The sequence below is a fragment of the Streptomyces sp. YIM 121038 genome (assembly GCF_006088715.1).
GTDB lineage: Bacteria > Actinomycetota > Actinomycetes > Streptomycetales > Streptomycetaceae > Streptomyces.
Map to the genome: position 1 here is coordinate 2676792 of NZ_CP030771.1, position 13739 is coordinate 2690530.

Annotated in this window: 15 protein-coding genes; 6 read left to right on the forward strand and 9 right to left on the reverse strand. The window is 73.6% G+C overall.

Features of this window, described 5'->3' with window-relative positions:
• Window positions 1-92 precede the first annotated feature (92 nt).
• Entirely contained in the window at window positions 93-1580 is a 1488-nt protein-coding gene (locus C9F11_RS11120; RefSeq protein WP_138959114.1) for a glutamate synthase subunit beta, read from the forward strand.
• A gap of 176 nt (window positions 1581-1756) precedes the next feature.
• On the opposite strand, the gene C9F11_RS11125 is transcribed toward C9F11_RS11120, so the two are convergent.
• The 3 genes from C9F11_RS11125 to C9F11_RS11135 all read right to left on the reverse strand — a co-directional run bounded on the left by C9F11_RS11125 (window position 1757) and on the right by C9F11_RS11135 (window position 3911).
• A complete protein-coding gene (locus tag C9F11_RS11125) occupies window positions 1757-2536 on the reverse strand; it encodes an SAM-dependent methyltransferase (RefSeq protein WP_269078131.1) in 780 nt (259 codons plus the stop codon).
• 199 nt (window positions 2537-2735) lie between these two features.
• Window positions 2736-2951 (reverse strand): DUF397 domain-containing protein, encoded by a 216-nt coding sequence (locus C9F11_RS11130; RefSeq protein WP_051855567.1) that lies wholly within the window; start codon window positions 2949-2951, stop codon window positions 2736-2738.
• Between the two features lie 99 nt (window positions 2952-3050).
• Entirely contained in the window at window positions 3051-3911 is an 861-nt protein-coding gene (locus C9F11_RS11135; protein ID WP_138959116.1) for a helix-turn-helix transcriptional regulator, read from the reverse strand.
• A 258-nt stretch (window positions 3912-4169) separates the two neighbouring features.
• Here C9F11_RS11135 and C9F11_RS11140 point away from each other — a divergent pair, with 258 nt between their 5' ends.
• Both C9F11_RS11140 and C9F11_RS11145 read left to right on the forward strand, forming a co-directional pair.
• Complete coding sequence (locus tag C9F11_RS11140) at window positions 4170-4802, forward strand: ATP-binding protein (RefSeq protein ID WP_346347250.1); 633 nt, start codon at window positions 4170-4172, stop codon at window positions 4800-4802.
• A gap of 136 nt (window positions 4803-4938) precedes the next feature.
• A complete protein-coding gene (locus C9F11_RS11145; protein ID WP_346347251.1) occupies window positions 4939-5307 on the forward strand; it encodes a hypothetical protein in 369 nt (122 codons plus the stop codon).
• Between the two features lie 70 nt (window positions 5308-5377).
• On the opposite strand, the gene C9F11_RS11150 is transcribed toward C9F11_RS11145, so the two are convergent.
• From C9F11_RS11150 to C9F11_RS11165, 4 genes are all read right to left on the reverse strand, one after another.
• On the reverse strand, window positions 5378-5593 hold the full coding sequence (locus tag C9F11_RS11150; RefSeq protein WP_138959119.1) for a hypothetical protein: 216 nt from the start codon (window positions 5591-5593) through the stop codon (window positions 5378-5380).
• Window positions 5594-5727: 134 nt separating this feature from the next.
• Window positions 5728-6429 (reverse strand): DUF899 domain-containing protein, encoded by a 702-nt coding sequence (locus C9F11_RS11155; protein ID WP_138959120.1) that lies wholly within the window; start codon window positions 6427-6429, stop codon window positions 5728-5730.
• A 113-nt stretch (window positions 6430-6542) separates the two neighbouring features.
• Complete coding sequence (locus C9F11_RS11160; RefSeq protein ID WP_138959121.1) at window positions 6543-7745, reverse strand: cytochrome P450; 1203 nt, start codon at window positions 7743-7745, stop codon at window positions 6543-6545.
• 46 nt (window positions 7746-7791) lie between these two features.
• Window positions 7792-9153 (reverse strand): amidohydrolase, encoded by a 1362-nt coding sequence (locus C9F11_RS11165; protein ID WP_171075700.1) that lies wholly within the window; start codon window positions 9151-9153, stop codon window positions 7792-7794.
• A gap of 163 nt (window positions 9154-9316) precedes the next feature.
• Here C9F11_RS11165 and C9F11_RS11170 point away from each other — a divergent pair, with 163 nt between their 5' ends.
• Window positions 9317-10282, forward strand: a complete 966-nt coding sequence (locus C9F11_RS11170; protein WP_138959123.1) for an endonuclease/exonuclease/phosphatase family protein — start codon at window positions 9317-9319, stop codon at window positions 10280-10282.
• A 28-nt stretch (window positions 10283-10310) separates the two neighbouring features.
• Here the strand turns inward: C9F11_RS11170 and C9F11_RS11175 are convergent, their stop codons facing one another.
• Window positions 10311-11369: a phosphatidylinositol-specific phospholipase C domain-containing protein gene (locus tag C9F11_RS11175; RefSeq protein WP_249401685.1), complete on the reverse strand. Its 1059-nt coding sequence runs from the start codon at window positions 11367-11369 to the stop codon at window positions 10311-10313.
• Between the two features lie 197 nt (window positions 11370-11566).
• Between C9F11_RS11175 and C9F11_RS11180 the strand changes: the two genes are divergently transcribed.
• Window positions 11567-12043: a DUF3574 domain-containing protein gene (locus C9F11_RS11180; RefSeq protein WP_138959124.1), complete on the forward strand. Its 477-nt coding sequence runs from the start codon at window positions 11567-11569 to the stop codon at window positions 12041-12043.
• An 84-nt stretch (window positions 12044-12127) separates the two neighbouring features.
• Here C9F11_RS11180 and C9F11_RS11185 read toward each other — a convergent pair whose 3' ends face one another.
• Window positions 12128-12544 (reverse strand): hypothetical protein, encoded by a 417-nt coding sequence (locus tag C9F11_RS11185; protein WP_138959125.1) that lies wholly within the window; start codon window positions 12542-12544, stop codon window positions 12128-12130.
• 211 nt (window positions 12545-12755) lie between these two features.
• Between C9F11_RS11185 and C9F11_RS11190 the strand changes: the two genes are divergently transcribed.
• Complete coding sequence (locus C9F11_RS11190; protein WP_138959126.1) at window positions 12756-13733, forward strand: metallophosphoesterase; 978 nt, start codon at window positions 12756-12758, stop codon at window positions 13731-13733.
• Window positions 13734-13739 lie beyond the last annotated feature (6 nt).

A 13739-nucleotide genomic window follows, 5' to 3' on the forward strand; every position in this document is an offset into this window, starting at 1 on the left:
TCGCCGCGCTCCCGGCATGCCCGCCCCGCCCCCGCGACGTACCGTGGCTCGAAGGACGCGTATCGCGGGCGGGGAGACGTAGGGAGACGGCCATGGCCGACCCCAAAGGGTTCCTCAGGGTGGCGCGCGAGGAGTGGCCGCGGCGGGCGGTCGGTGACCGGGTCAAGGACTGGGACGAGGTGTACGAGCCGGGCGGGCTGCTTCCGCTGGTGGAGCGGCAGGCGGACCGGTGCATGGACTGCGGGGTGCCGTTCTGCCACGAGGCGTGCCCGCTGGGGAACCTCGTCCCGGAGTGGAACGAACTCGTCTCGCGCGCCGACTGGCACGCGGCGGCGGAGCGGCTGCACGCGACGAACAACTTCCCCGAGTTCACCGGGCGGCTGTGTCCCGCCCCGTGCGAGGCGGGCTGCGTACTCGCGATCAACCAGCCCGCGGTGACGATCAAGAACGTCGAGGCCGCGATCGCCGACCGCGTCTGGGCGGACGGCCTCGCGCCGCCGCGGCCGCCGGAGCGGCTCACCGGCAGGAGCGTCGGCGTCGTCGGCTCGGGCCCGGCGGGCCTCGCGGCGGCGCAGCAGCTGACGCGCGCGGGGCACACGGTCGTGGTGTACGAGCGCGAGGACCGCGCGGGCGGGCTGCTCCGGTACGGGATCCCCGCGTTCAAGATGGAGAAGCGGCATCTGGAGCGGCGGCTCGCGCAGTTGACCGCCGAGGGCACCACGTTCCGTACGTCGACGCACGTCGGGCGGGACGTGGGCGCGGCGGCGCTGCGCGCCCGGCACGACGCGGTGGTCCTCGCGGTGGGGGCCACGGCGTGGCGGGAGCTCGCGGTGCCGGGGCGGGAGCTGGCCGGGGTCCGGCAGGCGATGGAGTACCTGCCGCTCGCCAACCGCGTGTGCGAGGGGGACCTCGACGCCTCGCCCCTGTCGGCGGCCGGGAAGCACGTGGTGATCGTGGGCGGCGGCGACACCGGCGCGGACTGCCTGGGCACGGCGGTGCGGGAGGGCGCGGCGTCGGTGACGCAGGTCGACATCCGCCCGCTGCCGGGCGCCGAGCGGGACGGGGTGGCGGAGCCCTGGCCGACGTACCCGCACGTGTACCGCGTGTCCCCCGCGCACGAGGAGGCCGGGGAGCTGGGGTTCGGGCAGCGCCCCGACGCGGACGCGCGGCTGTTCGCGGCGGCCACGGTGCGGTTCGCCGGGGACGCGGCGGGGCGGGTGCGGGCCGTCGGGCTGTCCGGGGTGGACGGGGACCGGCGGCCGGTGCCCGGCGCGGAGCGGCTGCTGCGCGCCGATCTGGTCCTGCTCGCGCTGGGGTTCCGGGGGCCGGAGGTGGCCGGGGGCGCGGTCGGGGAGCTGGGCGTGTCCGTGACGCCGGGCGGTGCCGTGGCGCGTGACGACGCCTACGCGACGGACGTGCCGGGGGTGTTCGTCGCCGGGGACGCGGGCCGCGGGCAGTCCTTGGTGGTGTGGGCGATCGCGGAGGGCCGGGCCGCGGCGGCGGCCGTGGACCGCTGGCTGATGGGCACCACGCATCTGCCCTCTCCGCTGGGCGCCCACGCCCGCCCCCTCACGGCGTGACCGCGCCCGGAGCCGCGCGCCTCGCTCCGGCGGAGGACTCCGCTCCGCCGAAGTCCGAAGTCCGAAGTCCGAAGCCCGAAGCCCGAAGCCCGACCCGGTACCGCAGCCGCCGAGAGCCACGGACGGCCCCGCCACACGGAACGCCGCGCCCGCCCCGGCCGAACCGCAGCGCCCCCTCACCCCTTGCGCGCCACCCCGCCGAAGATGGGCACCGGCCCCTCCCCCGCCACGGGAACGCGCTCGCCCAGTTCCGGATGCCAGGTGTCGACCGTCGTCACGCCCGGGGGCGCGAGGTCGAGGCCGGTGAAGAAGCGCAGGACGTCCGTGCGGTCGCGCAGGGCGAGGTTGAGGGCGCGGGACGCGTAGAGGTCGCCCGCGGCGCGGGCCCGGTCGGGGGTGAACTCGCCGGTGCCGTGGGACAGCATCAGCCAGCTGCCGGGCGGCAGCGCGGACATCAGCCGGTCCACCAGGTCGTACGGGCCGCTCTCGTCGGGGACGAAGTGCAGCAGGGCGATCAGGGAGAGGGCGACGGGCCGGCCGAAGTCGAGGGTCTTGCGCGCCTGTTCCAGGATCGCGGCGGGTTCCCGTACGTCCGCCTGGATGTACTCGGTGGCGCCCTGGGGCGTCGAGCGCAGGAGCGCCTCCGCGTGGGCGAGCACGATCGGGTCGTTGTCGCAGTACACCACGCGCGCGTCGGGCAGGGCGCCCTGGGCGATCTGGTGCAGATTGGGCTCGGTCGGGATGCCGGAGCCGATGTCGAGGAACTGGCGGACCCCGGACGCCGCGAGCCACCGCGTGGCGCGCTGCATGAACGCCCGGTTGGCCCGCGCGATGCCCGGGATCCGCGGGTCCATGGCGACGAGCCGGCGGCTCATCTCCTCGTCGACCGGGTAGTTGTCCTTGCCGCCGAGCCACCAGTCGTACATCCGCGCCGGATGCGGCTTGCTGGTGTCTATGTACGGCGACGCGGACCGCTTCTGCGGCGACGCGGCCCCCTCGTACGGCGACCCGGACTCCCCCTGCGGCGGCGCGGACTTCCCCGCGGCCCCCCGGCTGCCCGCTCCGGTCCCGGTCAACTGCGGCTCCCTCGCCAGTTCGGCAACGTACGAATCGCGCCAAGTTCCGCACGCGCGGCGACCGTGGTCGCTACGCGCGTCACGACAGCAGGAAGTCGGCCTCCCCGGCCTTCGCTCCCTGTATGAACGCCCTGATCTCGCCGTCCGTGTAGATGAGCGCGGGGCCGTCCGGGTCGGAGGACTGGCGCACGGCGACGCGCCCGTCGTCCAGCTTCATCGCTTCCAGGCAGTTGCCGCCGTTGCCGCCGCTCCACGGCTTGTGCCAGCCCTCGCTGCCGAGCTCGCGGGCGGGCATGCCGTTGTAGATCCGGGAGGACCCGGGGGGCCGGGAATCGGCGCGGGTGTCGGGCCGTGACGAGGGGCCCGTGCCCGCTCGGTGTCGATCTCGGTCCATTCACAGCTCCTTGCGGACATCCCGGAGGATCTCCTTCGTGCGTTGTGCGGTCGCGGCCTGGGCCGCCATGCGGTCCATGACCTCCAGATGCGTCGCCACCTCGGCGCGCGCGTCCAGATAGACGGCGCCGGTGAGGTACTCGCTGTAGACCATGTCCGGCAGCTCCGCCATGGCGAAGCGGAAGAGCACGAACGGTCCGAACGTGCCCGGGTGCGGGCCCGCCGCGAACGGCGCGACCTGCAGCGTCACCCGAGGCATTTCGGTGGCCTCAAGCAACCGGTCGATCTGCGCACGCATGACTTCGGGCCCGCCGACGGGACGGCGCAGGGCCGTCTCGTCCATCACGACCCACAGCCGCGGCGCGTCCTCCCGGGTCAGCAGCGTCTGCCGCTCCATGCGCAGGGCAACATAGCGCTCGGTGTCCTCGGGCCGGGTCTGGCCGATGGCTCCGGAGAGCAGGACGCCGCGCGCGTAGTCCTCGGTCTGCAGCAGACCGGGCATGAAGTGCGGTTCGTACGACCTGATGAGGCTCGCGGCGCCCTCCAGGCTGACGTACATGCTGAACCAGCCCGGCAGGATGTCGTGGAAGCGCTGCCACCAGCCTGGCTTGTTGGCCTCCTCGGCGAGGGCGATGAACGAATCGGCCTCTTCGTCCGCGACGCCGTACGCCTTGAGGAGCGACTGCAGATACGGGATCTTCAGCGCGACCTCGGCGGTCTCCATGCGGCGCACCGTGGCCGGGGCCACGCGCAGGATCCGTGCGGCCTCGTCACGCTTGAGCCCCGCACGCTCACGCAGGTCCTGCAGGCGACGACCGAGAACGACCTGTCCGACGGTCGGCGCCGACCGCGGTTCGCTCACGTCCTACCTCCACCCACTACGCGTCACTCTCTGCATCGGATCTTGCCACTTCACGTCACTCTGCGTAGTCACGCATCGCACCAACTCACGCCACTCGGTGAGGCGTTGCGAGAAGTGTGCCATGCGGCGTCTCAAAGGAACATGTCACTGTGCACTTTTCAGAGTGGCCCTTGCCAAGGTGTTCGCGCCGGGGCGATAGTGGAGAGCGTGACTCCGCCCGCATCGTTAGGAACTGAAGCCACCGATCCCCGACTTGGCGTGTGCGCCGAGACCCGGGCGGCGGCTGCCGAGCCCTGCGTCACCTTCACCCTGGCCGCGCTGCCGAGTTCCGTCGGCCGCGCCAGGCGGTTGACGCGTGACCGGCTCAGTTCCCTCGCGGTCGGCGACGACGCCTGCGACACCGCGGCGCTCGTCGTATCGGAGCTGGTCACCAACGCCATCGTGCACACCGCAAGCCGGACCGTCGTCTGCGAGATCCGCACGGAAGCCGACACCGTGCGGATCGCCATCCGCGACGAGGGCTGTGGTTCGGGGGTTCCACGCCCGACCGGCCTGCGCGGGCCTGACGAGGAGCACGGGAGGGGGTTGCTTCTCGTGAGCGCCGTGAGCAACGCATGGGGTGTCCAGGACTCCGGTTCCGGCCTTTCGGTGTGGGCGGAGCTACCGACGACCGGGTGCCCGCCCGGCGGGAGCGCGTTCGGCGGCCTCGGGGACGAGGTCGACGGCCGCGACCGGGCGGGACCGGCTTTCGACGCCGCCGCGTTCGGCGGCATGGGACTGGATTTGGACAACTTCGACGACCACGGCGGAGTCGTCACGGAAGGCCACGGCAGGGGCCTGACCGGCGACGCCCGCCACCGGATGGACCAGAGCGCCACCGGCGGCCTTTAGGCCGTCGTGACGGGGATGCGAGTGCGACAGCGATGCGGTCGGGGGATATGTGAGCGCGGGGACGTCACGACTGTTCGGCCTTGACACCTTGGTACGGCTCTCGCGCGAGCGGGAGCGGGCGGTCGGACGGCGAGCCGTGAGTGTGCAGCCAGTGGCACGGCTCGCCGTCCCCGCCGGAATGGGGCAGCCCCTCGGCTGCGACGCGGTGGCGATGCCCGCGGAGTTCGGTCCGCGGCTCCTCGACCGGCTGCCCCGGGCAGGATGCGTGTACGAGGACGGACCGCGCTGGTGGTGGATCGTGCCCGCCGACTCCGACGTGGCCCTGGAGTGGCCGCCGTCGGCGTTCTACTCGCCGGGCGCGCTGGTGCCGGACACGGTGCGGGAGCCGGTCCTCGTCCACCGCCCGGAGGCGGCGGTCCCCTATACGCCGCCCATTCCGCTGTATCTGGCCCTGTGCCGGATGTCCGGGGCCGTCCCCCGGTGGGCCGGACCGGTCCCGGCCTAGCGCCCGGACGCGGGGGCCCGGCCCCCTTCGGCGCCGGGCCGGGAGCAGCTGGCCCCGGCCCGGAGACCACTCAGGCGGCGGCGTGCTCGCCCCGGGCGCGGCACGCGTCGGCGCCGCGCTCCAGCCGTTCCCGCACGATCACCAGGAAGGCGTCGGTCGCCAGGTCCATCACGACCTCCGCGCGCTGACCCTCGCTGCGCCGCGCGTGCGCGAACTCCTCCGCGGGCCACGATCCACGCGGTCCGCCCGCGGGAAAGCGCTCCAGCACCACTCGTTCGTTCCTCATGTCCTCAGTTCCCCCGTGTGCTCGGTGCGGAGCGATGGCTCCGCACCGATAACAACGCACGGAGCGCCCCCGAGGACTCGCAACGTGACCGATCCGACACCGAGTTGGGGCACTCCGGCCCCCGCTGTCCAGGCTCAGTACGCGTATTCGTCGTACTCGTCGTGGTACCGCACCCGGACGCTCCCCGCGGGCGCGCCGAGCTCCGACGCGCGTCCCTTGGGCTCCTCCCACTCCTCCTGGCGGCCGAGCGCGGTGAGGTCCAGCAGGCTCGTCGTGGAGCCGAGGCCGTCGAGGCCGCGGTCGAACGTCGCGTACGTGTGGAAGACGCGGTCGCCGTCCCGCAGGAAGCAGCTGAGGCCCGGGCGGTCCAGGAGGCGTCCGGCGGAATCCGGGTACGACGCGGTGAGGTCGCGGTTGAACTCCGCACCGCACGTGGAGTACCAGGGCACCACCCAGCCCATGCGGGCCTTGAACGGCAGGATGCGGGTGAAGGGGGCGCGGGAGGCCGCGACGAACGTCGTGCCCCGGGCGTGCAGATGGGCGAGGTGCCCGATCTGGTCGAGGAAGGCCGAGCAGCCGCGGCAGCCCGCGTCCCACTCGGGGGCGAACATGAAGTGGTGGACGATGAGCTGGGCGCGTCCGGCGAACAGGTCGAGCAGCGTCGCCTTGCCGTCGGCGCCGTCGAACACGTACTCCTTGTCGATCTCCACCATCGGGAGCTCGCGCCGCTCGGCGTTCAGCGCGTCGCGGGCGCGCGTCGCGGCCTTCTCCCTGGCGAGCAGCTCCTCGCGCGCGGCCTGCCACTCCGCGCGCGTGACGATGTGCGGAAGTCCCATGGCGCATTCCTCCGGTCGCGATCCACGGTTCTCGGGCGTTCTCAGGAAGGTGGACCGGGGGCCCCGGCGGAACTCATCGGTCACGGAGGGAATTTCTGGAACTTTCTCGCCCGTCAGCACACGACGGGGAGTTCGAGCAGGCCGCGGGCCCGCATCGAGGGGCGCCGGCGCAGCTCCTGAACCGGCACGGCGAGCGCCAGGTCCGGGAAGCGCTCGATGAGCGCGGCGAGCGCCGTGGCCGTCTCCATGCGGGCGAGCGGCGCGCCCAGGCAGTAGTGGATGCCGTGGCCGAGCGCGAGGTGGCCGCTCGCGTCGCGCGTGACGTCGAGCCGGTCGGGGTCGGCGAACCGCTCGGGGTCGCGGCCCGCGGAGCCCGGCGACAGCAGCACGGTCTCACCCTTGGGCACGCGGACGCCGCCGATGGTGACGTCCTCCAGAGGGAAGCGGCGGATGGCGAGCAGTACCGGGCCCTCGTGGCGCAGGAACTCCTCGACGGCGCCGGGCAGCAGGTCCGGGTCGGCTCGCACCGCGGCGAGCTGCTCGGGGTGGCTCAGCAGGCCGAGGACGGCGGTGCCGATGAGCTGCACCACGTTCTCGTACCCGGCGAACAGGATCAGGAAGGCGAGCGACATCAGCTCGTCCTCGCTGAGGCGTCCGCCGCCGTCGCCGTCGTCGTCCCGCACCGCGATCAGGTCGGACAGCAGGTCGTCGCCGGGCAGGGCGCGCTTCTCCGCGATGAGCGCCGTGAAGTAGCCGAGCAGTCCGGCGACCGCCTCCTTGGCGAGGTGGGGCCGCGCCGGGTCGGGAGCCACGAGCGCGTCGGTCCAGGTGCGGAAGTCGGGCCTGCGGGTGGCGGGAACGCCGAGGAGGTCGCAGATGACGGCGATGGGCAGCGGGGCGGCGTACGCGGCCACGAGGTCGCCGCCGCCCGCTTCCTCCAGGGCGTCGAGGAGTTCGTCGGCGGCCCGCCGCACCGGCTCGCGCAGGCGTTCCGTCCGGCCGGGAGTGAACGCCTTGGCGACCAGGCGCCGGACGCGGGTGTGGTCCGGCGGATCCATGTTGAGGAGGTTGGCGTCCAGGGCGGGCGGCAGCGAGAAGCCCCGGTAGTTGCCGGGCAGGGCGTGCGCCTTGTCCAGGGACAGGCGCGGGTCGGCGAGGGCCTCGCGGACGTCGGCGTGGCGGGTGACGAGCCAGGCGGCGTTGCCGTCGGTGCCGGTGACGCGGCGCACGGGCGCGCTCTCGCGCAGCAGGGCGTACGTGGTGTACGGGTCGTCGATGAGGCCGTCGAGCGCTTCGGGTGTCGCGGGTGTCGCCATAGGGTTCACCCTAAGGAGTGCGACCCTGCGGGTGCGCGGCGGGCCGTCAGGCGTCGTACTCCTGGATGCGCCTGCCGTGGCCGCGGGCGACCAGCGCGGGCAGCCGCTCCGCCAACTCCCGGATCACCGCGGGCACGTCGACGGTCAGCAGCTCCCGGTCGCGCATGAGGACGCGCCCGTCGACGATCGTCGTACGGACGTCGCCGCTGCGGGCGCTGTGCACCAGGGTCGCGGCGAGGTCGTGCACGGGCTGGGTGTGCGGCCCGGTGAGGTCGACGAGGACGACGTCGGCCCGGCGCCCCGGGGCGAGGCTGCCGATCCGCTCGCCGAGGCCGACGGCCCGCGCGCTCTGCAGCGTGGCGTGGTGCAGGGCCTGACGGGAGGTCAGCCAGCGGGGGTCGCCGGTGGCGGACTTCTGGACGAGCGCGGTGAGCGCCATGGACTCCCACACGTCCAGGGAGTTGTTGGAGGCCGCGCCGTCGGTGGCGAGCCCCACCGGGATGCCGAGGTCCGCGAGCAGCCGTACGGGCGTGGTGTCCCAGGCGAACTTCAGATAGCCGCGCGGCGCGCTGGCGACGGCGACCCGGCCGGTGGCGGCGCGCAGGGCGGCGGCGTCGGACTCCAGGATGCCGGTGCCGTGGGCGATGAGGACGTCGACGTCGAGCAGGCCCGCGCGGCGCAGGACCCCGATGGGCGTGACGCCGTGCCGGGCGACGCTGTGCTCGGTCTGGGCGCGGCTCTCGGCGGCGTGCAGATGCACCGGGAGACCGTGCTCCCGCGCGAGTTCCGCGGTCGCGGCGAGGTCGGCGTCGTCGACGGTGTACGGGGCGTGCGGGGCGAGGCAGGTGGTGACGCGGCCGTCGGCGTCGCCCGCCCTGCGCAGCGCGAAGTCCAGGGACGCCGCCCGGCCCGCGGGCCCCTGCGAGGAGAAGTACGCCTGCCCGAGCAGGGCGCGCAGGCCGGTCTCGGCGACGACGTCGGCGACGGTGTCCATGGCGAAGTAGTGGTCGGCGAAGGTGGTGACGCCGCCGCGGATCAGCTCGGCGCAGGCGAGCCGCGCGCCCAGCTCCACGTCCCGCGCTTCGAGGTTGGACTCGATGGGCCACACGTGGTCGTTGAACCACTCCTTCACCGGCACGTCCTCGGCGATGCCGCGCAGGGCCACCATCGGGGCGTGCGTATGGCAGTTGATCAGGCCGGGCAGGGCGGCCTGGCCACGGGCGTCGAGGCGTTCGGCGGCGGGCAGGTCCCGGGCGGCGGCCGCGGTGGTCACCTCGGCGATCGCTCCGTCGCGTACGACGATCGCGGCGTCCTCGGCGAAGCCGACCTGCCCGGCGGCGTCGTGGACGAGGGCGGTGCAACCGCTGATGACGAGGTCGGCGGGGCCGGGTGCGGCAGGCGCTGTCATGCGTTCACGGTACGTTCGCCCACGCATCCGCGCGGGGGCTCTGCCGACGCGGGAATTCCGGGAGCACCCTGGCGTGAACCGAACGCTTGGCGTGAACTGATCGCTCGGTAACCGACCGCTCGGCGTGAACCGATCGCCGCCCGAACCGCGGAGGGAGCCCGGCATGCTCCTCGGCACCTGGAACCTGGAGAACCTCTACCGCCCCGGCACGCCGTTCGGTCCCAAGGACAAGGCGGCGTACGAGGCGAAGCTGTCCTCGCTGGCGGCGACGGTCCGCGCGCTCGACCCGAGCCTGCTCGGGGTGCAGGAGGTCGGCGACCCGGCGGCCCTTGAGGACCTGGCCGGGCTGCTCGACGGCACCTGGCACACGGCCGTGTCGCGGCACGCGGACGACCGGGGCATCCGGGTGGGGTTCCTCAGCCGCCTGGAGCCGGAGGTCCTCGCCGACGAGGAGGCGTTCCCGGCGCGGCTGCTGCCGGTGCAGAAGGACGACGCGGGGGCGCGGGTCGCGGCGGCGGGGCGCGGTCTGTTCGCGGTGCGGATCGTGAGCCGGGCCATGGCCGTGGACGCAGCCGTGTGCCACCTCAAGTCGAAGCTCCTCTCGTACCCGGGCGGGCGGTTCACCCCCCGGGACGAGGGCGAGCGGGCGCGCGTCGGCGCCTACGCGCTGTTCCGCCGCACGGCGGAGGCGACGACGCTGCGGGCGCTCGCCGACCGCCTCCTCGCGGGCGACGGCCGGAGCCGGGACGTCGTGGTGCTCGGCGACCTCAACGACGAGGTGGCCGCCGCGACGACCCAGCTCCTGCTCGGCCCGCCCGGCTCCGAACTGGGCACGCCGGGTCACGCGACGCCGGACCGGGGCGACGCGGCGCGGCTGTGGAACGTGGCGCCGCTGATCCCGCCCGAGCGCCGCTGCTCGCGCGTCACCTCCGGCCGCCGCGAGCTGATCGACCACGTGCTCCTGAGCCACCGCCTGCTGCGCCGCGTGACCGCCGGCGGCACCGCGGGCACGGGCCTGCCCGACGCGTCCGGCGCGCCGGAGCTGCCCTCGGTGGGGGCGGACCCCGGCGACCGGAAGGGCGCGGCGGGCTCGGACCACGCCCCGGTGTGGGTGCGGTTCCAGCCGTGACACGCGCCGCGGCGCCGCCGGACGGGCCCTAGCCGCGCGGCAGCACCGTCGACAGGACCTGCGGCAGCGGGTACCAGTCCGCCGATACGACGCTGGCGTGCCGCCCCGCGAGCAGCGCGGCCCGGTCGCGGGCCTGGGCCTCGGTGGGCCGGGTGCCGTCGATGGCGGGCGCCACCTTGTGGGCGTCGGTCATGACGAGCAGATAGCCGCGGTCGGCGTACCACTTGGTGTCGACGGAGCCGCCCGCGTAGACCGAGGCGTCGCCGTCGAAGAGCACGAACCACGGCCGGATCGAGGCGTCCGCGTACCGCGTGCGCGGGTCGCCGGGCGCGGCGCCGAGCACGGCGGGGAAGGCGGCGGCGTCGCCGATCCTGCCCGCGGCGGCCAGGTCGCGCAGGTGCGTCGCGTACTCGCGGTCGGTCCACAGGGTGTCGACGGGGTTGTTCTGCTCGACGGTGCCGGGGATCAGCTCGACGACGAACTTCCCGGCGAGCGCGGCCCTGGAGGGCCAGCCCTTCGCGCGGACGGCCTCGTCGAGCGTGGCCCCGCCGCTCGCGAGGTCACCGGGCCGGTACAGGGAGCTGCCGAGCTCGGCCGTGAGGAGGGCGTCGAGGTCGGCGGGGCCGCGTCCGGCGCGCGCCTGGAAGCCGTCCTTCAGCTCGACCTTGAGGAGCACGGGCCGGTGTCCGGGGTGGGCGTCGTGCCAGGCCTTCAGGTCGGCGAGGCAGCCGTCGAGGCGCTGGTCGCGCGCCTTGGTGCGCAGCTCCTGCGGGCGCTGGGCGTTCTCGCAGTTGTTGTCGTTGCCGATCGGGTTGCTGTGCGAGACGCGCCAGCCGCCGCCGAAGACGTTCGTCCACACGTCGAGTTCGAGCATGGCCGCGCCGGAGTCAAGCGCGTCGGCGAAGTAGGGGTACTTCGTCTTCTCGTACGCGTTGTGGACGCCGACGCCGGTGGTGGCGCCGTACGAGGCGTCGCTCCGGGTGGCCGCGGGCTCCGTGGCCGCCGCCGTCCCCGCGAGCGAGGCCGCGACGACGACGCTCCCCGTCACCATCCCGCGTATCGCCTTGCGCACCGCCACCACGCGCACCGCTGTCCCCTTCCACCGCACTGGTCAAGTCCGGTGAAACGTACGGGATTCATGTGACATCGCGGAAGACGGCGACTTACGGCCACACCTCGTGGCGCTGCCGCGCGTGGGCCTTCGGCCCCCTACTCTTGTCGACCGTCGAAGATCGGGCCCGACGGTCACGTCCGGCCCCGCCCTGCCACGAAAGGCACCCTCACATGGCGCTCACCCTCACGCTCACCGGCCCCCGCCTGGCCGTGGCCGCGGCGGCCGCGGTCCTCGCGATCGGCACGCCGACGGCGTACGCGGCCCTGGACGGCGACCCGGCGCAGAAGGCGGCCGCCCCGACGGCGGCGGAGCGCGGCAAGCCCTTCGTCGAGACCCGTCTGTTCTTCGGCACCGAACGCCCCGACGGCGGCCCGGACGTGACGGACAAGCAGTTCATGAAGTTCATCGACACCGAGGTGACGCCCGGCTTCCCCGACGGCCTGACCGTCCAGCAGGGCCGCGGCCAGTGGAAGGACAGCAACGGCAAGATCGAGCGCGAGCGCAGCTACGAGCTGATCCTGCTGTACCCGACGGCCGACGCGAAGAAGAACGACAAGCTGATCGAGGAGATCCGCTCCGACTACGAGAAGAAGTTCGCGCAGGACTCGGTGGGCCGCCTCGACGACCGGGCGCGGGTGGACTTCTGAGCGAGACCGACGTCCCCGGTGCCGGGGGCGCGGGCGGCCGGGTGCCGGGAGTCTCCTCCGGCACCTTCGTCGTGTCCGCGGCCGCTACCCGAGGTGCACGTCCCCCACGGTGTGGGCCTGGATGACGTTCCCGCGCTGCACGCCGCCGCTGATGGTGTTGTGCACGACGCCGCCGCGGTCGTCGCCGCCGCGGCCCAACTCGTCGAGGAGCAGGCGCAGCTCCGCCGCCGCCTGTGGGTCCGCGCGCAGGGCCCGGCGCATCCGGTTGCGCCACTCGGCCCGCGCGTCGGCCTCGGCCTCGGCGTCGCCCGCGGCCCGCGCGGCCAGCAGGTCGTCGCGGGTCTCGTCGAGCGCGCCGCCCGCCTGGTCCTCGTCCGCCCCGCGCCGCCGCCCGAGGAAGGCCACGACCCGCGCCCGCGCCGCGGCCCACCCGTCCCCCACCATCGCCTGCACGAGCGCGGTGGCCCCGGCCCCGGCGAGGGCGGCCAGCTCTGCGTCCATCGGGTCTCCTTCGTGACGGTCCGGAGGCGTGCCCCTTGGCTCGGGCGTCAACGGTAGCCCAGAGCGCGGGAGTTGGTCATCGCCAGGCCGTCGCCTTCAGTAGGAAAGTTTCCTAACAATTCCCTGTCCGGATATTGACGCGCACATGTCCACGTCGCCACCATTCCTGGCACGGCCCCTCCCACCCCCCCCCACCCCCCAGGAGACGGACATGCCGCAGACACCCCCTGCCGAAAACCGGAACGACAACAACCGGGACGCCAACCGCCGCACCGGACGAGCCCGTTGGCTCGTGCCCGCGGCCGCCACCACCGCCCTCGCCGCCACCGGCGGGCTGCTCCTGTGGTCGCCCGCCGGGGCGGCCGAGAACGACGGCATCGGGCGCGCCGCGTTCTCCGCCGTCGCCGTGGGCGACATCGCCGAGCAGTGCACCAAGAGCGACAGCAAGTGCGCGCACCCGAAGACCGCCGCCCTGGTGCAGCAGCTCGACCCGAGCTTCGTGATGACCATGGGCGACAACCAGTACGACGACGCCCGCCTGAAGGACTTCCAGAAGTACTACGCGACCACCTGGGGCGCCTTCAAGAACAAGACGAAGCCGGTGCCGGGCAACCACGAGACGTACGACCCGGCGGGCGCGCTCAAGGGCTACAAGTCCTACTTCGGATCCGTCGCCTACCCCGACGGCAAGAGCTACTACAGCTTCGACCAGGGCAACTGGCACTTCGTCGCCCTGGACTCCAACAGCTTCGACGACCGCGCGCAGATCGACTGGCTCAAGCGCGACCTGGCCGCCAACGGCAAGAAGTGCGTGGCGGCCTACTTCCACCACCCGCTGTTCTCCTCCGGCGAGCACGGCAACAACCCGGTCAGCAAGCCCGTCTGGAAGATCCTCCAGGGCGCGAAGACCGAGCTGGTGCTCGGCGGGCACGACCACCACTACGAGCGGTTCGCGCCGCAGAACGCGGACGGGGACGCCGACGCGTCGAACGGGATCGTCGAGGTCATCGCCGGGACCGGCGGCGCCAACCCGTACAAGATCGAGGAGGTGCAGCCGCACAGCCAGAAGCGGATCACCAACACCTACGGCGTGGTGAAGATCGACTTCGCCGACGACGGGTTCTCGTGGAAGCTCATCGGGACCGACGGGTCCACGAAGGACACCAGCCCCGCCTACTCCTGCCGCTGACGCCGG